Source organism: Streptomyces sp. PCS3-D2 (genome assembly GCF_000612545.2).
In the GTDB taxonomy this organism is placed as follows: Bacteria; Actinomycetota; Actinomycetes; order Streptomycetales; family Streptomycetaceae; genus Streptomyces.
Genome location: NZ_CP097800.1, coordinates 5,461,898 through 5,486,289, shown reverse-complemented (window position 1 = coordinate 5,486,289; position 24,392 = coordinate 5,461,898). Strand labels below are relative to the sequence as shown.

Genomic DNA, 24,392 nt, shown 5'->3' with positions numbered 1-24,392 from the left:
GTACGTCGATCCCCTGCTGCCCTGCGGTGGTCAGCCACGCAGCGGGAAGGGCGCCCGGGCACCGCTCGGATCCGGCCAGGGGACCGTCCGGCCGCGTTGACAAGATCCACGAGCGCTCGTTGTAATGAGGCCGTGGCGCGTGGCGCCGGCCAAAGAGAACTGGGCCGGCCGGTGACCGGGCGACCACCCGCACATCAGGGACGATCCCATGCGTTCTCTTCCCCCAGGCTCTGCCTGACCCAGGCGCCTCCGCGCGCCCGCACCGCCGCTTGCGTCGGCCGTGCCGTTTCCTCTCCCCGCGTCGCGCTGTCGTTTCCGGCAGCCCGCTTCCGGCACCTCTGATTCCGCCTCGGTCCGGTGCACGCGCTTCCCTCCCCCTCCCCCACCTTCTTCCTTCCGCTGTCGCCTCACCAAGGAGTCAGAACCCGTATGTCCTTCAACCAGTCCGTCATCGACGAGTTCCGCGCGAACCAGGGAAAGGTCGGCGGCCCTTTCGAGGGCGGTGACCTCCTCCTGCTCACCACCACCGGCGCCCGGTCGGGCGAGGAGCGGACCGTCCCGCTGGGCTATGTGCGCCACGGCGGTGAGCTCCTGGTGATCGGCTCCAACCTGGGCGGGCCCAAGCACCCCGACTGGTACCACAACCTGCTCGCGCACCCGCTGGTGACGGTGGAGATCGGCGCCGAGTCCTTCGAGGCGGTCGCGGTGCCGGCCGAGGGCGCCCACCGCGACCGGTTGTTCGCACAGGTGGTGGCCTCGGAGCCGGGCTACGGCGCGTACCAGGAGAGCACCAGCAGGGTCCTGCCGGTGGTGGCGCTCCACACGAGCGATCCCGCTCCGGGCGAGGGACCGGTGGAGGTGCGGAGCCTGGCCGACCAGCTGGTCGACGTGCACGTGTGGCTGCGCGGGCAGCTGCGGCACGTGGGCGCCGAGGTGGAGGAGCACTTCGCGAGGGCGGCCGCGCACGAGGGCGAGGAGGCCGTGCCGGCGGTCGGACTGGGACTTCAGATCCGCCAGCACTGCCTGGCCTTCTGCCAGACGCTGGAGTTCCACCACACCGGTGAGGACGCCCACGTGTTCCCCGCGCTCGCGGAGCGGAACCCGCACCTGAAGGAGGTCTTCGAGCGGCTGCGGACCGAACACCTCACGGTGGCGCGGCTGCAGCAGGAGCTGAGCGCGCTGCTCGCGGACATCACGGGCACCGACCCGGAGGACTTCCGGAGGGAGCTGGCCCGGATGTCGTCCGAGCTGAACGCCCACCTCGACTACGAGGAGGAGTCGCTGCTCCCGCTGCTCGCCGGGATCCCCTTCCCGCCGGGGCCGCCGCCGGCCGCCTGAACGCCACTGCGTTCCGGGCGGCCGCGGCCCCGGGTGGGGGCGGGGGCTCCCGGGGTCAGGAAGAGCGGTCCGTCAGAATCGCCGGGTCGGAGAGGCCGGCCGCGCCGGTCTCGACCGTGCCGGCGAAGCGGCGGCCGAAGTCCGCGGTCTCGGACGAGGTGACCGTCACGTCGTACCAGCGTCGCGTGTTCTTCAGGGACACGGTGTGGGTGACGGTGGCGCCCTGGGCGACCGTGAGGCGCTTGGCTCCCCCGCCGTAGGCGTTGGTGACGGTGAGCGTCGCCGTCGACGCCCCCGCGTTGGTGAGGGTGAGGTCCAGGTTGCCGGTGGTGGCGTTGTGGCGTGCGGTGACCTCGGGGCCGGGGGTGGTGCCGGGATTGCGGAAGGCACGCAGGAAGCCGTTGGGGCCGTGGACGGTCAGGTCGGTGACACCGGCCGAATAGCGGGTGTTCCAGGTGTCCGAGACCGACGTTCCCGCCTTGGTGGTGTACGTCCAGGGGGCGTCGGTCCGGTTGGCGGAGGTGACGTAGAACTGCGCGCCCAGGTCCGGCCCGCCGCTGAAGGTCAGCCGGAACCTGCCCTCGGCGGTGAGCGCGGCGCCGTCGACGTACGGGGCGTACTTCAGCGGCCTGGTACGGCACTGGCCCTTCTCCTGGCGCGGCATGGACCCCACGGCCGGCGGGGTGGCCCGGAAGTCGGGGTGCCGCTCGCGGTCCTGCGGCTCCCACAGGCCGGTGTCGGGCAGCGTCGCCGTGGAGGTGTCCTTGCGGGCGAAGTCGAAGGCCGAGGTCAGGTCGCCGCAGACGGCGCGCCGCCAGGGCGAGATGTTGGGCTCGTGCACGCCGAAGCGCTCCTCCATGAAGCGGATCACGGAGGTGTGGTCGAAGGTCTCGGAGCAGGAGTAGCCTCCGGTGCTCCAGGGCGAGACGACGAGCATCGGCACGCGCGGTCCCAGCCCGTACGGTCCGGCGACGTAGCCGGGCTTGCCGGGGAAGACGTCGAGGGCGGTCGGGGTGGTCGACAGGCCCTGGCTCGCGTCGGCCGGGGCGTACGGCGGGACGACGTGGTCGAAGAAGCCGTCGTTCTCGTCGTAGGTGATGAACAGCGCGGTACGGGCCCACACGTCGGGGTTGGACGTCAGCGCGTCCAGCACCTGCGCGATGTACCAGGCCCCGAAGTTCGAGGGCCAGTTGGAGTGCTCGGTGAACGCCTCGGGGGCGGCGATCCAGGACACCTGCGGCAGGGTGCCGGCCGTGACGTCCGCGCGCAGCCCGTCGAAGTAGCCTTCGCCGGCCTTGGCGTTCGTGCCGGTGCGGGCCTTGTCGTGGAGTGGGTCGCCGGGCCGGGCATCGCGGTACTTGTTGAAGTAGAGCAGCGAGTTGTCGCCATAATTCCCGCGGAAGGCGTCGTTGATCCAGCCCCAGGAGCCGGCGGCGTCCAGGCCGTCGCCGATGTCCTGGTAGATCTTCCAGGAGATCCCGGCCGCCTCCAGGCGCTCGGGGTAGGTGGTCCAGTCGTAACCGGCTTCGGCGTTGTTGAGGACCGGGCCGCCGCCCTTGCCGTCGTTGCCGGTGTGGCCCGACCAGAGGTAGTAGCGGTTGGGGTCGGTCGAGCCGATGAAGGAGCAGTGGTAGGCGTCGCAGATGGTGAACGCGTCGGCGAGGGCGTAGTGGAAGGGGATGTCCTCGCGCGTCAGGTAGGCCATGGTGGCGGGCGTCTTGGCGGGCACCCAGTTGTCGTACCTGCCCTTGTTGAAGGCGCTCTGCCCGCCTGCCCAGTCGTGGTTGAGGCCCTGGAGGTACTCCATGCCGAGGTCGTCGGACGGGGGCCGGAAGGGCAGTGTCTCCTTGCCCGCCCGGTCGGCCTGGTGCCAGACGGACTTGCCGCTGGGCAGGGTCACCGGGCGCGGGTCGCCGAAGCCGCGGACGCCGCGCAGGGCGCCGTAGTAGTGGTCGAAGGAACGATTCTCCTGCATCAGGACCACGATGTGCTCGACGTCGGCGAGGGTGCCCGTCGTCCCCTGGGCGGGGATCGCGGCGGCGCGGGCGATGCTCTCGCCCAGCAGGGTCAGGGCGGCTGCGCCGCCGGTGAGCTGGAGGAAGCGGCGGCGGTTGAGTTCTGCCATGGGGTGACGACCTCTGCTTCGTTCGCGGGTGGTGGAGCGCTCACAAGAACAGCGCGCCCGGAGGACCGGAGAGGGTGCCGGATGTGACGTCGGCGGGTACGGCAGGCGAACGACGGGCGGATTCCACCGGAGTTCGGCGCGCCGCCCTCAGCACCCCCGTTCGTACTCGACCTGGGTGAGGGGGTTGCCGTCACCGAAGTCGTACGGGCGGTCGGCGCCGGTCTCCGCGAAACCGCACTTGATGTAGAAGCGACGGGACTGCGGGGTGTCGCGCAGGGTCCACAGGTGGGCGCGGGTGACACCGTCGGCGCGCAGGTACTCCAGCGTCCCGGTCATCAGGGCCGCGGCGACGCCCGTTCCCCAGCTGTCGGGGTGGCTGTAGAAGGAGAGGATCTCGGCGAGGCCGGGCCTGGTCGCGGACGGGCGGAAGACGGACATGGCCACCGGCCGGCCGTACCCTCCGGCCAGCAGGATCGTGGAGTCCTGCGCCGCGATCCGTGCGTGCCAGCGGGCGCGCCTGCTCGCGATGCCGTCCGCGGCGAACCCCGGATCGAAGAGCGGCGTGTACGCCGCCTCCCAGGCGGCGGCGTGGATTCCGCCGAGGACGTCTCCGTCGCCCGGGCCCGCGCGGCGCGTCGTGAACTTCACTTCCCCCACCCGTCGATCCCTTCCAGCGCTTCGGTGAGCGTACGGACGTAGGCCTGATCGGCGAGGATCCGTACGCCGTCCCAGGGCCGGCCGAGCCGTTCCTCCTGCGCGAGGATCCTGCGCAGCAGGGGCGCCGCCGAAACGGCCGGGCCGCCGATCTCCCCGAGGACCCGGACGGCCTCCCGTACCGGTAGGGCCGGACCGCCGTCCCAGGCCGGGTCCACCTCGGCCAGCAGCACCGGCACGGCCGGCTCCGGGTCGCCGGTGATCCGCCAGTACGCGTGCGCGGCGTACGTCCTGGTCCACGCTCCGGGCGAATCCATCAGGCGGCGCACGGGCGTTGTGTGTACGGCGGCCAGCGGGCCGAGGTCGGCGAGGAAGGGCAGGCCGTGGCTGGCCGTCCCGGACCGCACGGCCGCCCCGCACACGTCGAGGGCGAGGGCGGGGTCACCGGTGACCCTCCAGTGCGCCCAGGCCGCGCGGCGCGGGTAGGAGCCGCCGGCCCCGCGGCCCCGACCGGTGGCGTACGCGGCCAGCCGGTCCGCCGTGGCGGCGGCCGGCGGGCCGATCCGGCCGAGCACGCGCATCGCGTCGTAGGCGTACTGCGTGTCCAGGCGCCGGGCCACGTCGTCCACGGCAAGTGCGGCGTCGGCACCGCAGAGCGCGAGGACTTCGAGGGCGGTGGTGTTCCCGTGGTAGCAGTCGCCGTCGCGCCGCAGCTTGGTCCGCATGATCGCGGCCAGCTCGGCCGGGGGCAGCGCGGCCATGACCCGGGCTTCCGGGCGGCTGTACGGCAGCCCGCCATGCTCGGCGAGGGAGTGCAGGGCCGGTAGGGCCCGCAGGTCACCCGTTCCCGCGAGGGCGAGGGCGCGCACGCTCACGTCGTGGCCGACGGCGGTCCCGAAGGCCCCCTGCTGTTGGCGGAGGTCCACGGCGATCCGGTCGGCGTGCCGGGCGATGGCCGTGCCTGCCTGGATCAGCGCCTGGTCGGCGTCGTAGCTCGACTCCTCGGAGCACACGGCGTCGACCACCGCGTCCCAGCAGGCCGGGTCCGGCCACCGCTTCCGGAGTACGGTCTCGACGGCTGTGTCCCAGCGGCTCACACGATGGCGGCGTGCGCCACGAAACCGCTCCAGGCGTCCGGGGTGACGGCGAGGCGTGCGCCCTCGGGCCGCTTGGAATCCCGGACGAGGACCGTGCCGGGGGTGTGGGCGACCTCGATGCAGTCGGGGCCGTCGTTGGTGCTGAAGCTGCTTTTGGTCCAGGCGACCTCAACGCAGTCCGGTCCATCGGCCGTGCTGTAGCTGCTCTTGACCCACGCGAGGGCGGAGAGGCCCTCGCTCGACGGCTTGATGGTCATGTCTCCCCCAATACCTTTTCGATGAACGTCAGCGATGCCCGAGGCGTCAGGGCCTGTGCCCGGATCATGCCATAGCGCATGTCCAGGAGCTGAACCTCTTTGGGCTCGGTGATCAAGCGGCTGGCCAGCTGAACTTCGTTGTACCCCAACGTCGTTCCGTCCTTGAGACGCATGACCTTGAACGATGAAGCGAGCCCGGAATGCTCCTCGACCGCGATGGGCATCACCTGGATCTCGACGGTGCGCAGCCTGCCGACCTCCAACAGGTGTTCCAACTGGCCGCGCAACACCATCTTGCCCCCGATGGGCCGTCGGAGCACAGCCTCTTCCTGTACGACGGTCAGCAGCGGGGCCGGATGTCGCTGGAGGATCCTCTGCCGGGCGAGCCGCGCGGCGACCAGGCGTTCGACCTCGTCCTCCGAGAACCCCGGGCGCCTCAGCCCGAACAGGGCGCGGGCGTAGGCCTCCGTCTGGAGCAGGCCCGTCACCACGACGTTGTCGTAGGACCCGATCTCCACCGCCTCGGACTCCAACTTGGCCAGATCCCGGACCTTCTTGGGGTAGCGGGCCCTTTCGACATCGGCCTTCATGGCGGCGATTTTCCCGCCCGCCCCGAGGACCTCGTCCGCCTTGTCCAGGAACTCCGGGCGCGGAATACGGGCTCCGCGCTCGATCTTGTAGATCAGGTTCGCCCCGTATCCCATCCGCTCACCGAATTTGGTTCGGTCAAAACCCGCCGCCTCACGCCACATCTTCAGCTGGCGTCCCACCGTGGCGACGACCGCCCCGGATTCGTCCTCCGGATCGAGTTCCCAGCTCGATTCGTCGGCACCGTCCATCGTGCTCACATCCGCCTCCCCTTGGACCGCGAGGACACCACGGGACCGCTCTGGACAACCGTCGTACACAGCATCCTCAACTCTGTTCAGACTACGCACGGATGGCCACGCTGAGTCACGTGAATCAGGAAACCTCCCTCGTCGCCACGCTCCCCTCCACCCCGCGCGGAGCCCGCGCCGCACGCGCGCTCGCAGTGGCCCAACTCACTGAGCGAAAGCTTCCGTTCGAGGATGCGGCACAGGTCGTCGCCGAACTCGCCGCGAACGCCGTAACCCACGGCAGAGTGCGCGGGCGGGATTTCCGGCTCGCGCTGCACCTCACGCAGGGCCCTACGCTCCGTATCGAAGTGTCGGACACGCGGCGGGAGTTCGCACCACCCGCAGCCTGCGGGGCGCCGGACCCCGACGCAGAGTCGGGGCGGGGGCTGGTACTGGTGTCCGCGCTCGCCGCGCGGTGGGGAACGGATCTCGGTCCGGCGCCACTGAAGACGGTGTGGGCGGAAATTGATGTGGCGAGTCCGATTCCACCGGATCGAGGTTTCCGCGACCCGGTGGATCAATATCCGGTCCCACACGACGCCTAAAGACTAACCACCGGGAGAAATGACCTTCCACACCTCCCCCTCCCCTCTCACTCGGTCGGGTGAATCACCCCAACCGGGCTGGCGCATAAGCCAATTCGCCGGGCACTCTGACTCCCGACAACCCCATAAAACGCATTCGGCCCCCGGCCGGGACGGCAATCCCGGGCGAGGGCCTGACCACAGCGGAAGCGACACCTTCCCCATGGCTGACCAGCAGCTTAGCGCGCCCTCGCGCGTCCCGTCGGGCATCCGGCACGTCAACCACGACCACCGCCGCGGCTACGTCAAGATCGGCAACCATCTCGCCCAGCACCGCCAGCTGAGTCTGGCGGCGATCGGCCTGGCCGCGCACATCCAGTCGCTCCCGACCGGCTCGAAGGTGACCATCAAGGCCCTCGCCGCGCGCTTCCCGGAGGGTGAGGTCCGCATCGCCACCGCCCTGCGCGAGCTGGAGCGGTACGGCTACCTGGCCCGGTTCCAGGAGCGGCTGCCGACGGGGCGGGTCGTGACCTGCACGATCTCGTACAACAACCCGCCCGCGATGGCCGAGGCGAGCCGCGAGCAGCGGCTGCCGCCTCGGCGGCCCGAGCCGATGCCCACCCCTCGGCCGGACCCCGACCCGGAGCCTGAACCCCGGCCCGGCCCGCACCGCGAACCTGAACCCGCGCCCGCGCCCGCGCCCGCGCCCGCGCCCGCGCCCGAAACCGTCACCCCCGAGGCCGAGTCGGAGGCACGGGAACTGCTGGCCCGGCTGCGGCTGCGCGACCCGCGGCTGACGCTGTCCGAGCGGGACGCCGTACGACTGGCGCCCGCCGCGGCGGAATGGCTGGAGCGCGGGGTGACCCCGAGCGCCGTCACGGCGGCCCTCTCCCGCTCGCTTCCGGCAGTGCCGATCCACTCCCCCGCCGCGCTGCTCGCCCACCGCCTGCGGGAACAACTGCCGCCCCGCCTGCCGGATCCCCGAGCGCCCCACCCGGCCGGCCCGGACCTCACCGTCCACCCCCTCCGCACGTGCGACGGCTGCGAGCTCGCCTTCCGCTCCCCCGCCCCCGGCCGCTGCCGCAGCTGCACGCCACCGCCGACGGCCGGGACGGCGACCACCGCCGCCTGAGCCGCGCGCTCCGGTGCCCACGCGCTACAGCGACTCACCCGCAGCCACGTCCGTAAACGATGCTGTGCGGCCGACCGCGTCGCCCGAGCGGGAGCGGGAGCGGGCGACGATCGCCGCCAGGTCCCGCCGCCCGCCGGGCGAGGTCCCTGCCGGCGCGCCGCGATGAGACCGACTGGTCCCGTGAGTGCTTTGCCGTCGACGGCGCCTGGTGGGGCACAGTGCAGGTCGGCGATCCGTCCAGTGTCCAGCGCCCCCGGTTTCACCGGCACCGCGGGGATAGGTCAAGGATCAGCAGGTACGGGCCACCTCGTCCCATTGGGCTTGGACACTGATCACGAAGGCGCGCCCGCCTGTCTGCACCCCCATCGGTCACACCCAGACCGGCCGCGCATCCCCGTAGCCTGCAACCAACCTGACCGCAGGCAGGAGCGGCACTCCCACCACTGGAAGTCGTCGCTGGCTCCTCCGGATCGCGAGCCCGACGCAAGAAGCCGTTCCGGTACTCCGGGTTGGGTTTACCCATGACGGATTTCCCACGTTGGACGGCGGGGGAAAGCGGCCGAAGAGGAGTGCGACCCCCAGGTCTTGGCAGCGGTGAACTCGCTTGGGGGATCCGTTGAGCCCAGTAGGCGGCCGGCTTTCAACTCCCCCTTGAGCATGAAGTCTTGAGACACCCCAAGTCCGTTTTCCTGCAACTTGCATTGATACAATCGTCCACTCTTGCCTGATACCCAGACACCGAGACATCCGAGCAGTGGACAAGTGGGGAACTATGGTGCAACTCGCCTCAGACGCCACTGAATTAGCGCCCATCGCCTGGCTCGATTCCCAGCAGGTGCGAGCACGAGCCGAGGCCCCGCGCCCCGCACCGCAGGCCGGGAAGGAATCCCCCGCCGTCTTCGACCGCGAGAAGGTGAGGGCCGCGGCCTCCTCCCCCATCTGGAAGCCTTCGCGGACAAGGTTCCACAAGCGCTGTACACGGTCGCGCTGGCCTTGATTTTTGGCGAGTGTCTCGCTTCCACCCATACCAACCTGATGGCGCATCAAGGAATCGGGCACGAACAACTGACCCCCTGAACCCGGATGTCCCGGCGGGAAAACTACCGCTCTCGGACGACCACGAGAGGAAGGTTGCGAATGAGCGGACTCGGCGGCCTGATACTTGGATTCTTCTTCCTGTTCGTCTCCTGCGGAATCCTTTGGGTGACTCAGTGGATGGCCCGAAGAGTGTTCAACCAGTTTTGCCTCAAGAGGCACGGCGTACGCACCGAGGGGAGATGTCTGGGGTATGTGAGCATGCGCGACGGAAGTCGCGTCGTCGTGACATACCAAGGACCTTCGGGCGGGAATCACAAGGTGACCCTGGACTCATGGGAGGGAATGCTGCCGCCGATCGGAGGCCCGGTACCCCTCACCTGTCTACCCACACGCCCCCACGTAGCCGAGAAATGGCCGATTCAGTTCTTCGTGCTGCGCGCCGCAGTCGCATTCGTCTTCGTTCCGATCCTCGGCTGGTTCGGGCTCGGATTCGCGGCCGCTGGCGCACTTCTGATATTCACCACGTTCTTCTGATGCCCGATGTCGAGCGCCGGATTGCTGTGCCGTCCTGGGCCTCGACCTCGGGGCAGGCAATGAAATCAGGCCTCCCCCGCTCCGCGCGCGCCCTCGCCGCGATCCGGACGGTCCTGAGGCAGGGACACCGCACGGTGGAGATTGGTCCGGTCGGCCGTTCTCCGGCTTCGTGCATGACGTGACGTCATGCCCGATGCGCGGGAGGGGAACTCGGAAAGCAGCACAGGTGCGGCGCTCGTGATCACGTGAATGGCGGGGCCCATGAGAACCGAGCAGGACCGTCGAACGCATCCACCGACTCACCAGCGGGGGCGCCTTCGACACCACCTGCGTCGACCTCGCCACGTGAATGAGACGTAGCCGGGGCACCGAGAACCCCTCGCACCACACCTTCCCTGCGCAGCGCCGCCATCAGCGACTTCCGCAAGGACGGACACGTCAACATCTCGCCGCGACCCTCCGCCCCACGGCCGCGACCGCCTCCGGCCCCGACGAAACCTCGACCTCACGCTACAAACCCAGACAAATCCTGGTCGTACCATGCCCTACTTGCGACGCGGCCCCCGACGCCACGATCCGACCCCCGGTTGCGTGACATGCGTCACGACCGGAACCTCGGCACCGGAGGACTTCCCGGGCGCGCCACCTCATCGACATTTCGACATTTGTCCGTTTTGGATTCGACATTCCCCTCTCCTGCGGGAACGGAATGCTCGCTACCGCATGACCTGCGCCCTACTTCCCTGGTCACGGCCGCTCCTGAAGACACATCACATGGTTGCGACAGTGACCAGATCGTGACCATGCACGATCAACGGCCTGTTTCAAGCGGCGTGCCGAATCCCCCGCGTGAACGCGAAACGGAAACTTGCCAGGCCAATGGCGGGCTTCTAAGAATGTCGACCATTCCGGCGTCCCGCAGTTCCGGCGCCGGAAGCTTCGCGATCACCGAATGAGGTCACGCATGCAGAAGCATCGGAAGAAGAAGCAGTACCGGAAAATAGTCATCGGCGTCAGCGCCCTCGGAATCGTGGGTGTCCCCACGGCCGCTCTCGCCTGCTTCAACGGCGGCGACGACGCCGGCCGGACGCGCACCGCGAGCCACCAGGCGCAGCGCCCGTGGCAGTCCGAGCCCTCCGCCGCCCCGGACCTCATGGTCCCGGTCGGCGTTCCGACGGCGCCGAGCAGCCCCACAGCCCCCGCGCAGCCGGTCGAGGAGACCTCCCGGCCCGCGCAGCCCTCCCCGCCTTCCCGGCCTTCGCAGACGCAGCCGCCGAAGGCCGCGCCGCAGCCGGCGAAGCCGCCGGTCACCAAGAAGCCGCAGGCGCCCCAGCCGCCGAAGACCTCGCCCGCGCCGACCGCCTCCGGCTCGGTCGCCGCGGTCCTCGCCCTGGTCAACCAGGAGCGCGCCGCCGCCGGGTGCCCGGCGGTCACCCTGAACGCCCAGCTCACGAAGGCCGCGCAGGACCACAGCGCGGACATGGCCGCCCACAGCAACATGTCCCACACCGGCTCCGACGGGTCGAACCCCGGCACGCGCATCACCCGCGCCGGCTACACCTGGAGCACGTACGGCGAGAACGTCGCCTACGGCTACAGCACGCCCGAGAAGGTCATGGAGGGCTGGATGAACAGCCAGGGCCACCGGGAGAACATCCTGAACTGCTCCTTCAAGGAGATCGGCATCGGCCTGGCCCAGCCCGGCAACTACTGGACGCAGGACTTCGGCACGGCCCGCTGACGCCCGCGCCACCGCGCGACGGCCCACCCCGCGACGGCCCACCGCGCGACGGCCCACCGCGCGACGGCCCACCGCGCGACGGCGGGCGTCGGACCCACGCGGGTCCGACGTCCCGCCGTCGCGGATCCGGGGCTCCGGTGCCGTGCGGCAGAAGGCCGTTCAGCCTCCGTAGAAGAGTTCCTCGACCACCGCGCGGGCCCGGCGCGTGGTGCGCCGGTAGTCGTCCAGCAGTTCGCCGACCGTGCCCTCGGCGTAGCCGAGGTAGCGGCCCACCGCCGCCAGTTCACGGGCTTCGGACGGGAAGGTGTCCCCGGCGCGGCCCCGCACCAGCATCACGGCGTTGCGGACCCGGGTCGCCAGGACCCAGGCCTCGTCCAGGATCTGTGCCTCGTCGGTCGGGATCAGCCCCGCCGCGTGGGCGGCCGCGAGGGCCTCGCGGGTGCGGGTGGTCCGCAGGCCCGGTTCGGCCCAGGCGTGCCGCATCTGGATCAGCTGGACGGTCCACTCGACGTCGCTCAGACCGCCGCGGCCCAGCTTGGTGTGCAGGGTCGGGTCGGCGCCGCGCGGCAGCCGCTCCGACTCCATCCGGGCCTTGAGGCGGCGGATCTCCCGGACGGCGTCGTCGCCGAGGCCCTCCGCCGGATAGCGCAGCGGGTCGATCAGCTCGATGAAGCGGCGCCCGAGCTCCTCCTCGCCGGCGACCGGCTGGGCCCGCAGCAGCGCCTGGCTCTCCCAGGTCAGCGACCAGCGCCGGTAGTAGGCGGCGTAGGAGGCCAGTGTGCGCACCAGCGGGCCGGAGCGGCCCTCGGGACGCAGGTCGGCGTCGATGAGCAGCGGCGGGTCCGCGGTGGGCAGCTGGAGCAGTCGGCGCATCTCGGCGATGACGGTCTGGGCGGCCTTGGCGGCCTCCTGCTCGTCGACGCCCTCGCGGGGTTCGTGGACGAAGAGGACGTCGGCGTCGGATCCGTAGCCGAGTTCGTGGCCGCCGAATCGGCCGACGCCGATGACGGCGAACCGCGTGGGCAGGGTGTCGCCGAAGTGCGACTGGACGGCGGCGCGCAGGGCGCCCGCGATCGTCGCGGCGGTGAGGTCGGAGACCGCCCCGCCGACCCGGTCGACCAGAGCGCCGTGGTCCTCCTCGGCCGGGCTGTCCTCCGTACCGTAGGAGCCGATGATGTCGGCCGCGGCGGTACGGAAGAGCTCGCGGCGGCGCACTCCGCGGGCGGCGGCGACGGCGGTCTCCGGATTCTCGGCGCGGCCCACGGCGGCGAGGACCTCCTGGCGCAGGGCCTCGTGGGTGCGGGGCTGGAGCCCTTCGGGGTCGCCGAGCAGGGCCACCGCCTCGGGGGCGCGCATCAGCAGGTCGGGGGCGAGGCGTCCGGCGGACAGCACCCGGGCGAGGTTCTCGGCGGCGGCCCCCTCGTCGCGCAGCAGACGCAGGTACCAGGGCGTCTTGCCCAGGGCGTCGGAGACCTTGCGGAAGTTGAGCAGGCCGGCGTCCGGGTCGGCGGAGTCGGCGAACCAGCCGAGCATCACCGGGAGCAGGGTGCGCTGGATGGCGGCCTTGCGGGTGACGCCGGAGGCGAGGGCCTCCAGGTGGCGCAGGGCCGAGGCCGGGTCGGCGTAGCCGAGGGCTTCGAGACGCTGGCCGGCGGCGCGCGGGGAGAGCCGGGTCTCGCCGGGGGCGAGCTGGGCGACGGCGTCGAGCAGCGGACGGTAGAAGAGCTTCTCGTGCAGGCGCCGGACCACGGAGGCGTGCCGGCGCCAGGCCTTGTTGAGCTCGGCGACGGGTTCGGTGCGCAGGCCCATCGAGCGGCCCAGGCGCCGGAGGTCGTTCTCGTCCTCCGGCACCAGGTGGGTACGGCGCAGCCGGTAGAGCTGGATGCGGTGTTCCATGGCGCGCAGGAAGCGGTACGCGTCGTGCAGCTGGGCGGCGTCGGCACGGCCGACGTATCCGCCGGCGGCGAGGGCGTGCAGGGCGTCGAGGGTGGTGCCGGAGTGCAGGGTGGCGTCGCTTCGGCCGTGGACGAGCTGGAGCAGCTGGACGGCGAACTCGACGTCGCGCAGGCCGCCGGGGCCGAGTTTGAGTTCGCGGTCGACGTGTGCGGCGGGAATGTTGTCGACGACGCGGCGGCGCATCTTCTGGACGTCGGGGACGAAGTTCTCGCGTTCGGCCGCCTGCCAGACCAGCGGGCTTATGGCCTCGATGTACTCGGAGCCCAGATCCTCGTCTCCGGCGACGGCGCGGGCCTTGAGGAGGGCCTGGAACTCCCAGGTCTTGGCCCAGCGCTGGTAGTAGGCCAGGTGTGAGGCGAGGGTGCGGACGAGGGGTCCGTTGCGGCCCTCGGGACGGAGGTTGGCGTCGACGGGCCAGATGGTGCCCTCGACGGTGGTCTCGGAGCAGATCCGCATCAGGTGCGAGGCGAGGCGGGTGGCGGCCTGGAGGGCCTTGGCCTCGTCGGCGCCGTCCCCGGCGGCCCCGCCCTGGGCAGGCGCTGCTGCCGTGTCACCGACGAAGATCACGTCGACGTCGGAGACGTAGTTGAGCTCGTTGCCGCCGCACTTGCCCATCGCGATGACGGCGAGACGGCAGAGCGCCGCGTCCTCGGGGGCGGCGGCGCAGGCGATCCGCAGGGCGGCGCGGAGGGTGGCGGTGGCGAGGTCGGCGAGTTCGGCGGCGGTCTGGGCGACGTCGATGGTGCCGCAGACGTCGCGGGCCGCGATCGAGAGCAGGCAGCGCCGGTAGGAGACGCGCAGGGCGACGGGGTCGTGGGCGTCGGCGAGGCCCCGCTCGAACTCGGGAAGGCCGGGGTGCAGGTCGGCGGCCTCGTACGTGACGAGGTCGAGCCAGTCGCGGGGGTGGCGGGCCAGGTGGTCGCCGAGGGCCTCGGAGGCTCCGAGTACGCCCAGGAGGCGGTCGCGGAGGGGTTTGGCGCTGACGAGGGTGTCGAGGAGTACGGGGAGCTCGCCGTCGGGCTGCGCCTCGGCGAGTCGGACCAGCCCGCGCAGGGCCAGGTCGGGGTCGGCGGTCGCCCCGAGGGCGTCGAGGAGGACGGGATCGGCGCGTACGGCGGCGAGCGCCTCGGAGTCGAGCAGCCGGGCGGCTGCGGAGGGGTCGGTGAACCCGCTGCGCAGCAGCCGGATGAAGGTGCTGCTCCTGCGTCCCGGGACCGTCATCCCGCCGCCTCCCGCGGTTGTCGCTGCCACTGCCCTGGCGGGCCTGGGTCGAGCCTAGGGCCTGTCCGGCGGATCATGGCCGTGGCCGCCGAGGTTCACCGTGTCACACCGCCCGGTACGGCCCTTCGCCGCGTCATCGGACCACGCGAGTACGTCCGGTACGAGCCGGGGCGCCCGCCGCTTGGCGAGGCAACCGCCCGGATGCCGCGCCCCGGCAGAACGCTGCGGCTACGGCGCCGACAGCCGGAGCAGACGTTCGATTCACCGGGACGTACCATGACGAGGATTATCGGATTATCCGAGTATTTATGACGTCATGGGGCCCGCTCCCCGCCGAACGGCCACGAGGAGCCCCATGTCCGACGGACACCCCCGCCCCGGTCCCACCGCGGGTGACTGGGGCCCTTCGGCGCCGGGCCCCGACCCGGCGTACCGGTACGGGGAGTACGGGCCGTACGGGGAGTACGAGCCATACGAGGAGTACGGGCAGCACGCGCAGAGCCAGGAGTCCGAGTCTCACCAATACCAGCAGACCCACCTGCCGTACCAGCACCAACACCCGGATTCCCTGGGGGAGTTTGGTTACGCCGCGCACGGCGGGTGGAGCCCCGAGTGGAGCTCGGGCTGGCCCGAGCAGGGGCAACAGGCGCAACAGACAGCGGAGTTCCAGCAGCCGTACCCACCACAGGAAGCACAGCACGTCTTCCCGCCGCTCCAGGACGGGCAGATCCACACACCTCAGGTCCCCCAACAACACCAGCAGGCATACGAGTTCCCCCACTTCCCCGGGCCCCCGCAGACGTATGAGCCCGATCACACCCGCCCGCCCGAGCAGGCACCGGTCCCCGAGCCCCGCAGCCTGCACGACGCAGCCGAGGACACCCACGGCGGGTCCGCGCGGCCGACGGAGGAGAGCGCGGACCCCGCTTCCGCGCGGCAGCCCCGGCGCGGGCGCAGGGCCGCGCGCCGGGCAGAAACGACGTCGGGCCGGAAAGCCTCCCGGCGGGCCCGCGCAGCCGCGACCGCGCCGCAGGCTCAAGCTCAAGCTCAAGCTCAGCAAGAAGCCGGGGCCCAGACCGAAGCGGGAGCCGCCGCGCGGGGCACGGCGGGGCAGGCCCCGGCCCGCGGACGCAGGGCGGCGCGGCGCGGAACCGGGGCCGGGGCCGGGGCGCCGCAGCGGCTGCGGTGGGCCGGGCTCGTCAAGGTCGTCGCCCTCGGCGCGGCCATCGCCGCCACCGGCATGCTCGTGCTCCGCGGCAACGCGGCCCTCGCAGGCCTCGACCGCTCCCCCGCCCCGCCCGGCACCGTCGCCACCGGCGCCGTCCCCGACCCGGGCCGGGTGGTCCAGATCGTCGCGCACCCCGACGACGACCTGTACTTCATGAATCCGGACCTGCGTTACTCCATAGCCGCCGGCCACCCCGTGACCTCGGTGTACCTGACCGCGGGCGAGGCCGACGGGGTCAACGCCGCCCCCGCCCAAGCGGCTACCGCCCGCCCCGACAAGCCCGCCTACGCCGAGGCACGCCAGAACGGCATCCGGGCCGCCTACGCCCGGATGGCCACCGGCGACCGCACCAGCGCCTGGAAGCGCACCGTCGTCCCGACGAAGGGCGGCGGCCACGCCGAAGTCGACGTCCTCGTCGCCAAACCCCAGGTCAACCTGGTCTGGCTGCAGATGCGCGAGGCCGGGCACGGCTACGCCGACATGCCTGACAGCCTGCACGGCCTGTGGGACGGCAAGGTCGCCCGGCTGGAGTCGATGCTCTCCTCCGGCACCCCGGTCAAGCAGCGGTTCGCGTACTCCAAGGACCAGGTCGTCCAGACCCTCGTGGGCGTCCTGGAGCAGTACCGGCCGACCGCCGTCCGCTTCCAGGACCCGACCCCCGGCCGGTATCCCGACACCAAGCGGTACACCGACCACCAGGACCACTTCTACGGCGCCCGCTTCGTCCAGATGGCCACGGCCGCCTACGCGCAGGACGTCAAGGACCGGCCGCACTTCGCGGTGCAGAACTACGTCGGCTACTTCAACGGCTTCCTCCCCAGCGCACTGGGCCCGCAGGAGGCCCGGGAGAAGCTGGACATCCTCGACACCTACGCCTGGCTGGACCGGCAGAACCACTGCGGCAGCGAAGCCGGTTGCGGCGACCTCAAGGTCTCCGAGCATCCGGCGGGCAACCGCTGGACGGACACCGTCAACTACGCCCGTGGCACCGGAACCGACTGGCTGACCTCTGACCGGGACCACGGCCTGTGGGCCTTCAAGGTGCTCGACGGCCAGGTCGCCGTCTGGCATCGGCCCGGCCCGGTCGGCCCCTGGCGCGGCCCGGACCTGCTGCCCGGCACCGGAATGGACCCGGGCACCGGCGCCGTGACGCTGAAGGACGGCCGGATCGCCGTCTTCGGCACCCGCACCTCCTTCGGGGCCCGGCCCGCCGACTACCGGCGCGAGGTCGTCTACACGGTGCAGACGGCGCCCGGGGCGGACGGGTTCGGGGAGTGGCAGTCGCTCGGCACTCCCGAGACCGCGGACCAGACCTGGACCTCCGACATCAGCGCACCGGCCGTTTCGGTCGACGGCACCGGGCAGCCGGCGGCGTACGTCCGCGACGGTGCGCACAGCCTGCGCGGCCGGGTCCAGCAGGCGGACGGCAGTTGGGGCCCCTGGGAGAAGTACGGCGGCGCGGACCTGCACGGCGCCCCGGTGACCGCGACCGACGGCGCGGGGCGGCGCATGGTCCTCGCGGCCACCTCGAAGACGGTCGTCGGCTGGGCGCAGCCGAAGCCGGGCGCCCCGCTGGGCCCGGTCACGGCCACCGGGCTGCCGGACACCGCCCTCCCGCTGACCGCGGAGGGCCGCGAGGGCGGGGTGCGGCTGTGGTTCCGCAAACCCGGTTCGGGCAACGTCCGTACGGCCCTGATGACGGCCGACGACGGCCTGAAGGTCAACAACATGACCGACCTCGGCGGGCTGAACGGTTTCGGCTCGGTGACGGCGAGCGGGCACGTGCTGGCGGGCCGCGCGGCGGGCGGGCAGCTGGGCGCGGAGGTCGGTCCGGGACGGCCGTGGGGGCGCTCGCCGCTGATGTTCCTCGGCGCGCCCTCCTCCACGATGACCGGGAGCAACATGGTCAGCCTGGCGGTGGTGGGGCTCGACGCGCGGCTGTACGTGACCTCGTCGGCGGACGCCCCGCACGCGTACCTTGCGCCGTGGCAGCCGGTGGGCCCGCGCAACGCCGCCCCCTAGCCCGCACCGTGACCGCCGGGGCCTGCCGGGTCGCGGCGTCCGGTGCGGTGGGGCACACGGCGGAAACGCCGGGGCTCGTAGAACTCGTACCGGACGGCATCGGAGCCGGACGGCACCCGCCGTCGCGGCGGTGCGTCGTCCCGGGTCTTCTCCGCAGGGCAGGAGTCATCGGCCTGTCCGGTGAACCAAGTTCGCCGATTCGGCCTCTCTCTGACTGCTCGGCGTTTTGTCCTGCCCGGAACGAACCCAAGGCGTACCCAGATGCCCGTGACCCGTCGCCGCTTCGCGGTCCTGCTCACCGTGCTGACCGCCGGCGCCACCGGCCTCCTCTCCGTGGCCTCCGGACAGCAGACCTCCGCCGGAGCCGACCAGGGGAGGAACCCGGCCGCCGTCCTGCCCGCGAGCGTCACCTCCGGGTCGGTGATCCAGGTCGTCGCGCACCCCGACGACGACCTGTTCTTCATGAACCCCGACCTCAGCCGCTCCCTGAGGGCCGGCACCCAGGTCACCACCGCCTACCTCACGTCGGGCGAGTCCGACGGCCGCAACGAGGCGCACGGCCACGCGGCCGACGATCCCGAACAGCCCGCCGACCGCGCCCACTACGCGGAGGCCCGGCAGAACGGCATCCGCTCCGCCTACGCCGAGATGGCCACCGGCGACCGCACCAGCGCGTGGCGGCGCACGGTCATGCCCACTGCGGGCGGCGGCAGCGCCGAGATCGACGTGCTCATCGCGAAGCCGCAGGTCAACCTGGTGTGGCTGATGCTGCGCGAGGCCCGCAGCACCGGCCAGGACACCCCCGACAGCCTGCGCGGCCTGTGGAACGGCCGGATAGCCGCGCTGGACTCCCAACTGACCTCCGGGACCCCGGTCAAGCAGGGCTTCTCGTACACCAAGGACCAGCTGATACAGGCGATAGCCGGGGTCCTGGAGCGGTACCGGCCCACGACGATACGGATGCAGGACCCCACGCCCGGCCGGTACCGGGAGAGCGGCCGCCTGACCGACCACCAGGATCACATGTACGGCGCCCGCTTCGTGCAGGCCGCCACCGCCGGCTACGCCGAACAGGTCCACCGACGGCCACAGTTCTCGGTGCAGAGCTACCTCGGCTACCACAACGGCACCCTCCCGCACTCGCTGGACCCGCAGACGGCCGAGACCAAGACCGACTACCTGCGGACCTACGCCTGGCAGGACCACCAGGACTACTGCGCAAGCCCCTCCGGCTGCGGCGACCGCAAGGTCGCCGGGAACCCGACCGGGCGCAACTGGGCCCAGTCGCTGCGCTACACCCGCGCCGACAACTCCTCCTGGCTGACGGAGGGGACGCCCGGCAGCCTCTGGGCCTTCACCGTGCTGGACGGCCGCATGGCCTACTGGCGGCGCGATGCCGCCGGGGTCTGGGAGAGGCCGGTCTTCCTCGCGGGCACCGGCATCGACCCGGGGGCGACCGCCGCCCGGCTGCCCGACGGTCGCGTCGCCGTCCTCGCCACCCGCACCGTCCTCGGCCCCGCCCCCTCGGACTACCGGCGCGAGGTCGTCTACGCCGTCCAGACCGCACCCGACGGGGCGTTCGGCGCGTGGCAGTCACTGGGCACTCCCGAGAAGGGCGACGCCGACGGCACCTCGGCGATCAGCGCCCCCGCGGCCGCGGTGGACGCCCGCGGCCTGCTCACGGTCTACCTCCGTGACTCCCGGCGCACCCTGCGCGCCGCCGTCCAGCAGCCCGGCGGCGGCTTCTCCGCCTGGCAGCGGCTCGGCGGCGAGGACCTGCAGAGCGACCCGGCCACGGCGGTCGACGCCGCCGGGCGGCGGCACGTGTACGCGGCGACCACAACCTCGGTGCTGGCCTGGACGCAGGCGGACCCGGACGGCCCGCTCCGCGGCCCCTCGCCGACGGGTCTGCCGGCCACGACGGTCCCGCTGACGGCCGCCCCGGACGGCGCGGGCGTCCGCCTGTACTTCCGGCGCCCCGACTCGGGGGTGGTGCGGACCGCCGTGGTCACGGCGGGTCCCGCGCCCCGACCGCACGTCTCCAGCGTCACCGAGGCGGGCGGCCGGGCCGGCTACGGCGCGATCGGCGCCGCGGGCCGTCACGTGGCGGGCCGCGCGCACAGCGGCACGGTCAGCACCTCCGGCCTCGGCGGCCCCCCGGCCTGGGTGGAGTCCCGCATGCTCTTCGCCGGCGCCCCGGCGGCCGTCCGGGAACAGGGCGGCACGACGACCACGACGGTCCTCGGCCTGGACGCCGAACTCCACACCTTCGCCACCCCCTCCACCCCCACCCGGCCCGCCTGGCACCGCGCGGTCCGCTGACCGGCGGCGCCGTCGGAAGGCGCCCGACGGAAGGCGCCCGACGGAAGGCGCCCGTCAGGAGGCGGCCGTCAGGAGGGCGTGGATGCGGTCGGGGGTCCAGGCACCGGCGGCGCCGGGGCAGCCGGAGAGGTACTCGGCGGTGTCCTGTCGCGTCCAGGGGCCGGAGTCCAGGAGGCCGGTTGCCAGGTGGCGCAGGTAGGCGGCGGACGGGGTGCGCAGTTCGACGTCTCGGAGCGTCCACGGCGCGGTGAAGGTCACCACGGGGATCCCGTCGATCGTGCCCGGGCAGACGAGGGTCTCGTAGCGGCCGGGGCCGAGGGTGTGGCGGCCGTCCCGCAGGACGGTCGTGAGGTCGAGGTCGGCGCACGGTTCCCGGGCCATCTCCTGCGCGGCGATGTCGGACAGCTGGCCGGCGGTCACCAGGTGGGCCCGCCCGCGGAGCCGGCCGGGGGCGGTGGGGTCGTAGTAGCCCCGGCCGCCGGTCCACACCAGGGACTCGGTGGCGAAGTACAGGCGCCCTTCGAGCTCGACCGGAACGGAGCGTTCGGGAGCCCGGCGGTCACGGCAGCCCGGGTGCGCGTGCGTCGCCCCCGGCGGGACGCCGCCGGCGATGTAGGCGGCGAGGCGGTCCGTGTGCATGTTGGAGCCGTAGGAGGCGTACCAGACGCGCTCGGGGGCGGGGATCGTCCGGATCAGCGGACGAACGGCGTGTACGGCCATGCACGGGTCCTCGGGGCTGCGCGGTGCGGTTTCCACCCGTGCGCCTGCACGCGCCGGGCGGACTTCATGCGGCCCGGCGGGCAAAGTTCTGCCCAAAACCGGTGGCCCCACGCTCCCCGGTCCGCGAACGCCGCGGGGACGGCCGACCTCGCCGTCGGTTCGTCCCCGCGGCGCGGGCCGCCGGATCAGGCACCCAGGTGGTGACCCTTGGCCCACTCGACCTCGCCGTCCTTGAGGCAGGTGGAGGTGTAGACCGGGCCCGTGAACGCCGGGCGGCTGGCGGGCACCGCGGCGAGCGAGGAGCAGTTCGACGAGTAGCCCGCGCGACCGCCGGAGAAGTAGTCGATGTCGACCCCGTCGTTGGCCAGGGCGGCACCGGCCCCGCCCAGCAGGATGCCGGCGGCCAGGACAGACGCGGTGACAGCAGAACGAATACGCATGACTCCCCTAAGGATCTGTGGATCGACGACGCGCGCTCGATGTGCGCGTCGGCCGGTCCAACGCCCGGAGGCACCGCCGGGAACGGCAGTTCACTCCAATGCCAGCGGCTGTATCGTTTCGACATTCCACGCCCCCCATGCGCGCCCCCCGAATGAACCCCGCGTGCGGCCGGCCCGGGCGTCGTCAGTCCCGGGGGTGGAGCGCCACCGGCAGCCGGTCGAGCACGATGCCGAACTCGGCGCGGTAGGCGGCCAGCACCTCCCCCTCCGTCGCCAGTTCCACCTCGGTGCGGTCACCGTCCGCGGAGGTGCTGATGAGGGTCCGGTCCCGCAGGGTGATCCGGCCGCCGTCCTCGGTGAGCCGGGAACAGACCGGGCCCCGGGTGAAACCGGACTCCGGGCTGGTGGCGTGCCACCAGGCACCGGTCCGGAAGTCCGCGAGCGCCCGCGGCCGCGCCTCCAGCCGGTACGCCGGCACACCGTCGCGCAGCACGTCGAGATCCCCCACAGCGGCGTCCCCGGCCGCGGCCCTGACGAGGAACACCCCGCCGGGGTCCTGCTGCTCGCCCCGCTCCTCCAGGTCGAGCGGGTACGCACTGTGCTCGCCGAAGCCCACGTCCGCGAGCCAGCGCCCGTCGACGCGCAGCGCGAGGTGGTCGTAGGGGACCCCCAGCACGCCGTCCTTGCCGTGGACCCGGGCCTGGAGGAGCTCCACCCGGTGGCCGAGGGCGCTCAGCAACTCGGCGAACGCGCCGTTCAGTTCGTAGCAGATGCCACCGCGTCCGGCGGTCACGATCTTGTCGTGGAGAGCGTCGGGGGTGAGCACGATCTCCTCGCCGAGGTGGATCGCGAGGTTCTCGAACGGCACAGTCCGCAGATGCCGCAGGTGCAGCTCGCGCAGCGAGCCGCTGCGGACCCCTTCTGAGCGCGCCACCCCCAGGCGGCGCAGGTAGGCATCCGTACCGGCGTCGGTACGGGCATCGGTACGGGCGTCGTCGAGAGCTTCCACGCCCCCACCCTGCCCAGCGCCGCCCAGCGCCGCCATGCGCCATTGGACCTAGGTCCCGGACGGCTCCGGGCCGGTGGCTCGCCGCCACCGGCCCGGACCGCTGCTTCTCCTCCTGCGGTTACAGCACCGGGAGGTTCTTGCGCAGCTCGAAGGCGGAGACCTCCGAGCGGTACTCCTCCCACTCCTGCTTCTTGTTGCGCAGGAAGAAATCGAAGACGTGTTCGCCAAGGGTTTCGGCCACCAGCTCGCTGCGCTCCATCAGGGAGATGGCCTCGCCGAGGTTCTGCGGGAGGGGTTCGATGCCCATCGCGCGGCGCTCGGCGTCGGAGAGGGCCCAGACGTCGTCATCGGCGCCCGCCGGGAGCTCGTAGCCCTCCTCGATGCCCTTGAGGCCGGCCGCCAGGAGGACGGCGTACGTGAGGTACGGGTTGGCGCCCGAGTCGATCGAGCGGACCTCGATGCGCGAGGAGCCCATCTTGCCCGGCTTGTACATCGGGACGCGGATCAGGGCGGAGCGGTTGTTGTGGCCCCAGCAGATGTACGAGGGGGCCTCGCCGCCCGCGCCGGCGCTGCGCGAGGAGCCGCCCCAGATGCGCTTGTAGGAGTTGACCCACTGGTTGGTGACCGCGGCCGTCTCGGCGGCGTGCCGCAGCAGGCCCGCGATGAAGGAACGGCCGACCTTGGAGAGCTGGTATTCGGCGCCCGACTCGTAGAAGGCGTTGCGGTCGCCCTCGAAGAGCGAGAGGTGGGTGTGCATGCCCGAGCCCGGGTACTCCGAGAACGGCTTCGGCATGAAGGTGGCCTGCACGCCCTGTTCGAGGGCCACCTGCTTCATGACCAGGCGGAACGTCATGATGTTGTCCGCCGTGGAGAGCGCGTCGGCGTAGCGCAGGTCGATCTCCTGCTGGCCCGGGGCGCCCTCGTGGTGGCTGAACTCGACCGAGATGCCCATCGATTCGAGCATGGTGATGGCCTGGCGGCGGAAGTCCATGCCCACGTTCTGCGGGGTGTGGTCGAAGTAGCCGGAGTTGTCGGCCGGAACCGGGCGGGTGCCGTCCAGCGGCTTGTCCTTCAGCAGGAAGAACTCGATCTCCGGGTGGGTGTAGAAGGTGAAGCCCAGGTCGGAGGTCTTGGCGAGGATGCGCTTGAGGACGTAGCGCGGGTCCGCGAAGGACGGGGAGCCGTCCGGCATGAGGATGTCGCAGAACATCCGGGCGGTCCCGGGGGCCTCGGCGCGCCACGGCAGTATCTGGAACGTGCCCGGGTCCGGCTTGGCGATCATGTCGGACTCGTAGACCCGTGCGAAGCCCTCGATGGCGGAGCCGTCGAAGCCGATGCCCTCGTCGAAGGCCTGCTCCAGCTCCGCGGGGGCGACCGCGACGGACTTGAGGAAGCCCAGTACGTCGGTGAACCACAGGCGCACGAAGCGGATGTCGCGCTCCTCAAGCGTCCGGAGGACGAATTCCTGCTGCTTGTCCATGCCTTCATCCTCGCAGTTCAGACGGCCTGTGCACCACCGCCTCGAAGGTCGCGGCGCACGCGGGCCGGCCCAGTATCGCCAGTGGTGGTTTCCGCCACATTACGCACCCGCGAAAGCTCGCGGCACCCCCGCACTGACCTCGGCACAGCCCTGAGCATTACCATCTGCGCCCATGGGGGGCCGGGAGCACACGCAGCAGGGACGTCGTGGACGTTCCGCGCTCCGGCGCGCCGTCCTGCTGACGGTCCTCGGCGCGCTGGCCGGCGCGTGGCTCCTCTGCGCCCGCTCGGGCGAGTCGCCCGCCGCCTCCGAGGTGCGAGCGCACGGTACGGAGCACGCCGTCTGCGTGTCCCCGTACGAGCTGCCCGGCTGTTCCTCCCGCGCCCACGTGCCCCCTGCCGTGCTGCCCGTGCCGCCGCCCGCCGTGGCCGTGACGGGCGGCGGCACGCCGCCGTGCTCGTACGCGACGGCGGCGGGGCGGGTCCGGCCGCCCGAGACGCTGGCACGCGCCCCCGACCTGCATGTTCTCCAGGTGCTGCGGACCTGACGGGTCCGGTTTCGCGTTCCGTCCACCCCCCTCTTCACACGAAGGAACCAGGGCACATGGCCAGCACGTCCGGCAGGACCCCCCACCCCCAGCACACCGACCCGAACTCCCGCCAGGCGCGGATAGCCG

At 72.0% G+C, this 24,392-nt stretch carries 18 protein-coding genes; 8 read left to right on the top strand and 10 right to left on the bottom strand.

What is annotated here, in order from left to right; translation table 11 throughout:
• The first annotated feature begins 429 nt into the window (after positions 1 to 429).
• Positions 430 to 1,338: a nitroreductase/quinone reductase family protein gene (locus tag AW27_RS24400; protein WP_037927205.1), complete on the top strand. Its 909-nt coding sequence runs from the start codon at positions 430 to 432 to the stop codon at positions 1,336 to 1,338.
• Positions 1,339 to 1,393: 55 nt separating this feature from the next.
• Here AW27_RS24400 and AW27_RS24395 read toward each other — a convergent pair whose 3' ends face one another.
• The 5 genes from AW27_RS24395 to AW27_RS24375 all read right to left on the bottom strand — a co-directional run bounded on the left by AW27_RS24395 (position 1,394) and on the right by AW27_RS24375 (position 6,310).
• Entirely contained in the window at positions 1,394 to 3,463 is a 2,070-nt protein-coding gene (locus AW27_RS24395; RefSeq protein WP_037927208.1) for a phosphocholine-specific phospholipase C, read from the bottom strand.
• Between the two features lie 147 nt (positions 3,464 to 3,610).
• Positions 3,611 to 4,111, bottom strand: a complete 501-nt coding sequence (locus tag AW27_RS24390) for a GNAT family N-acetyltransferase (protein WP_037927211.1) — start codon at positions 4,109 to 4,111, stop codon at positions 3,611 to 3,613.
• The gene (locus AW27_RS24385; protein ID WP_037927213.1) at positions 4,108 to 5,214 is read right to left on the bottom strand and encodes a hypothetical protein; all 1,107 of its coding nucleotides are present in this window, start codon (positions 5,212 to 5,214) and stop codon (positions 4,108 to 4,110) included. Before AW27_RS24385 ends, AW27_RS24390 begins: the two co-directional genes overlap by 4 nt.
• The gene (locus tag AW27_RS24380; RefSeq protein WP_037927215.1) at positions 5,211 to 5,471 is read right to left on the bottom strand and encodes a DUF397 domain-containing protein; all 261 of its coding nucleotides are present in this window, start codon (positions 5,469 to 5,471) and stop codon (positions 5,211 to 5,213) included. Before AW27_RS24380 ends, AW27_RS24385 begins: the two co-directional genes overlap by 4 nt.
• Positions 5,468 to 6,310, bottom strand: coding sequence for a helix-turn-helix domain-containing protein (locus AW27_RS24375; protein ID WP_037927699.1), 843 nt, complete (start codon positions 6,308 to 6,310; stop codon positions 5,468 to 5,470). Before AW27_RS24375 ends, AW27_RS24380 begins: the two co-directional genes overlap by 4 nt.
• 101 nt (positions 6,311 to 6,411) lie before the next feature.
• Between AW27_RS24375 and AW27_RS24370 the strand changes: the two genes are divergently transcribed.
• The 4 genes from AW27_RS24370 to AW27_RS24355 all read left to right on the top strand — a co-directional run bounded on the left by AW27_RS24370 (position 6,412) and on the right by AW27_RS24355 (position 11,318).
• A complete protein-coding gene (locus tag AW27_RS24370) occupies positions 6,412 to 6,894 on the top strand; it encodes an ATP-binding protein (protein ID WP_106967673.1) in 483 nt (160 codons plus the stop codon).
• 202 nt (positions 6,895 to 7,096) lie between these two features.
• Complete coding sequence (locus AW27_RS24365; RefSeq protein WP_037927217.1) at positions 7,097 to 8,005, top strand: helix-turn-helix domain-containing protein; 909 nt, start codon at positions 7,097 to 7,099, stop codon at positions 8,003 to 8,005.
• A gap of 1,137 nt (positions 8,006 to 9,142) precedes the next feature.
• Entirely contained in the window at positions 9,143 to 9,577 is a 435-nt protein-coding gene (locus AW27_RS24360; protein WP_037927219.1) for a hypothetical protein, read from the top strand.
• A 964-nt stretch (positions 9,578 to 10,541) separates the two neighbouring features.
• Positions 10,542 to 11,318 carry a CAP domain-containing protein gene (locus AW27_RS24355; RefSeq protein ID WP_037927222.1) on the top strand — a complete coding sequence of 259 codons (777 nt, stop codon included), beginning with the start codon at positions 10,542 to 10,544 and terminating at the stop codon, positions 11,316 to 11,318.
• A 159-nt stretch (positions 11,319 to 11,477) separates the two neighbouring features.
• Here AW27_RS24355 and AW27_RS24350 read toward each other — a convergent pair whose 3' ends face one another.
• The gene (locus AW27_RS24350; RefSeq protein WP_037927226.1) at positions 11,478 to 14,495 is read right to left on the bottom strand and encodes a bifunctional [glutamine synthetase] adenylyltransferase/[glutamine synthetase]-adenylyl-L-tyrosine phosphorylase; all 3,018 of its coding nucleotides are present in this window, start codon (positions 14,493 to 14,495) and stop codon (positions 11,478 to 11,480) included.
• 355 nt (positions 14,496 to 14,850) lie between these two features.
• Between AW27_RS24350 and AW27_RS24345 the strand changes: the two genes are divergently transcribed.
• Positions 14,851 to 17,745, top strand: coding sequence for a PIG-L family deacetylase (locus AW27_RS24345; protein WP_236647811.1), 2,895 nt, complete (start codon positions 14,851 to 14,853; stop codon positions 17,743 to 17,745).
• 261 nt (positions 17,746 to 18,006) lie between these two features.
• A complete protein-coding gene (locus AW27_RS24340) occupies positions 18,007 to 20,067 on the top strand; it encodes a PIG-L family deacetylase (RefSeq protein ID WP_037927227.1) in 2,061 nt (686 codons plus the stop codon).
• A gap of 54 nt (positions 20,068 to 20,121) precedes the next feature.
• Here the strand turns inward: AW27_RS24340 and AW27_RS24335 are convergent, their stop codons facing one another.
• The 4 genes from AW27_RS24335 to AW27_RS24320 form a co-directional block, all read right to left on the bottom strand.
• Entirely contained in the window at positions 20,122 to 20,787 is a 666-nt protein-coding gene (locus tag AW27_RS24335) for a hypothetical protein (protein WP_037927228.1), read from the bottom strand.
• Between the two features lie 185 nt (positions 20,788 to 20,972).
• A complete protein-coding gene (locus AW27_RS24330; protein WP_037927230.1) occupies positions 20,973 to 21,227 on the bottom strand; it encodes a hypothetical protein in 255 nt (84 codons plus the stop codon).
• Positions 21,228 to 21,411: 184 nt separating this feature from the next.
• On the bottom strand, positions 21,412 to 22,236 hold the full coding sequence (locus AW27_RS24325; protein ID WP_052031216.1) for an arylamine N-acetyltransferase family protein: 825 nt from the start codon (positions 22,234 to 22,236) through the stop codon (positions 21,412 to 21,414).
• A 118-nt stretch (positions 22,237 to 22,354) separates the two neighbouring features.
• Entirely contained in the window at positions 22,355 to 23,716 is a 1,362-nt protein-coding gene (locus AW27_RS24320; RefSeq protein ID WP_037927233.1) for a glutamine synthetase family protein, read from the bottom strand.
• A 172-nt stretch (positions 23,717 to 23,888) separates the two neighbouring features.
• Between AW27_RS24320 and AW27_RS24315 the strand changes: the two genes are divergently transcribed.
• A complete protein-coding gene (locus AW27_RS24315) occupies positions 23,889 to 24,263 on the top strand; it encodes a hypothetical protein (protein ID WP_037927237.1) in 375 nt (124 codons plus the stop codon).
• Positions 24,264 to 24,392 lie beyond the last annotated feature (129 nt).

Coding starts and splice junctions, on each gene's coding strand:
- AW27_RS24400 (WP_037927205.1), top strand. CDS start 430: ATGTCCTTCAACCAGTCCGTCATCGACGAGTTCCGCGCGAACCAGGGA.
- AW27_RS24395 (WP_037927208.1), bottom strand. CDS start 3,463: ATGGCAGAACTCAACCGCCGCCGCTTCCTCCAGCTCACCGGCGGCGCA.
- AW27_RS24380 (WP_037927215.1), bottom strand. CDS start 5,471: ATGACCATCAAGCCGTCGAGCGAGGGCCTCTCCGCCCTCGCGTGGGTC.
- AW27_RS24375 (WP_037927699.1), bottom strand. CDS start 6,310: ATGGACGGTGCCGACGAATCGAGCTGGGAACTCGATCCGGAGGACGAA.
- AW27_RS24370 (WP_106967673.1), top strand. CDS start 6,412: ATGGCCACGCTGAGTCACGTGAATCAGGAAACCTCCCTCGTCGCCACG.
- AW27_RS24365 (WP_037927217.1), top strand. CDS start 7,097: ATGGCTGACCAGCAGCTTAGCGCGCCCTCGCGCGTCCCGTCGGGCATC.
- AW27_RS24360 (WP_037927219.1), top strand. CDS start 9,143: ATGAGCGGACTCGGCGGCCTGATACTTGGATTCTTCTTCCTGTTCGTC.
- AW27_RS24355 (WP_037927222.1), top strand. CDS start 10,542: ATGCAGAAGCATCGGAAGAAGAAGCAGTACCGGAAAATAGTCATCGGC.
- AW27_RS24350 (WP_037927226.1), bottom strand. CDS start 14,495: ATGACGGTCCCGGGACGCAGGAGCAGCACCTTCATCCGGCTGCTGCGC.
- AW27_RS24345 (WP_236647811.1), top strand. CDS start 14,851: ATGTCCGACGGACACCCCCGCCCCGGTCCCACCGCGGGTGACTGGGGC.
- AW27_RS24340 (WP_037927227.1), top strand. CDS start 18,007: ATGCCCGTGACCCGTCGCCGCTTCGCGGTCCTGCTCACCGTGCTGACC.
- AW27_RS24335 (WP_037927228.1), bottom strand. CDS start 20,787: ATGGCCGTACACGCCGTTCGTCCGCTGATCCGGACGATCCCCGCCCCC.
- AW27_RS24330 (WP_037927230.1), bottom strand. CDS start 21,227: ATGCGTATTCGTTCTGCTGTCACCGCGTCTGTCCTGGCCGCCGGCATC.
- AW27_RS24320 (WP_037927233.1), bottom strand. CDS start 23,716: ATGGACAAGCAGCAGGAATTCGTCCTCCGGACGCTTGAGGAGCGCGAC.
- AW27_RS24315 (WP_037927237.1), top strand. CDS start 23,889: ATGGGGGGCCGGGAGCACACGCAGCAGGGACGTCGTGGACGTTCCGCG.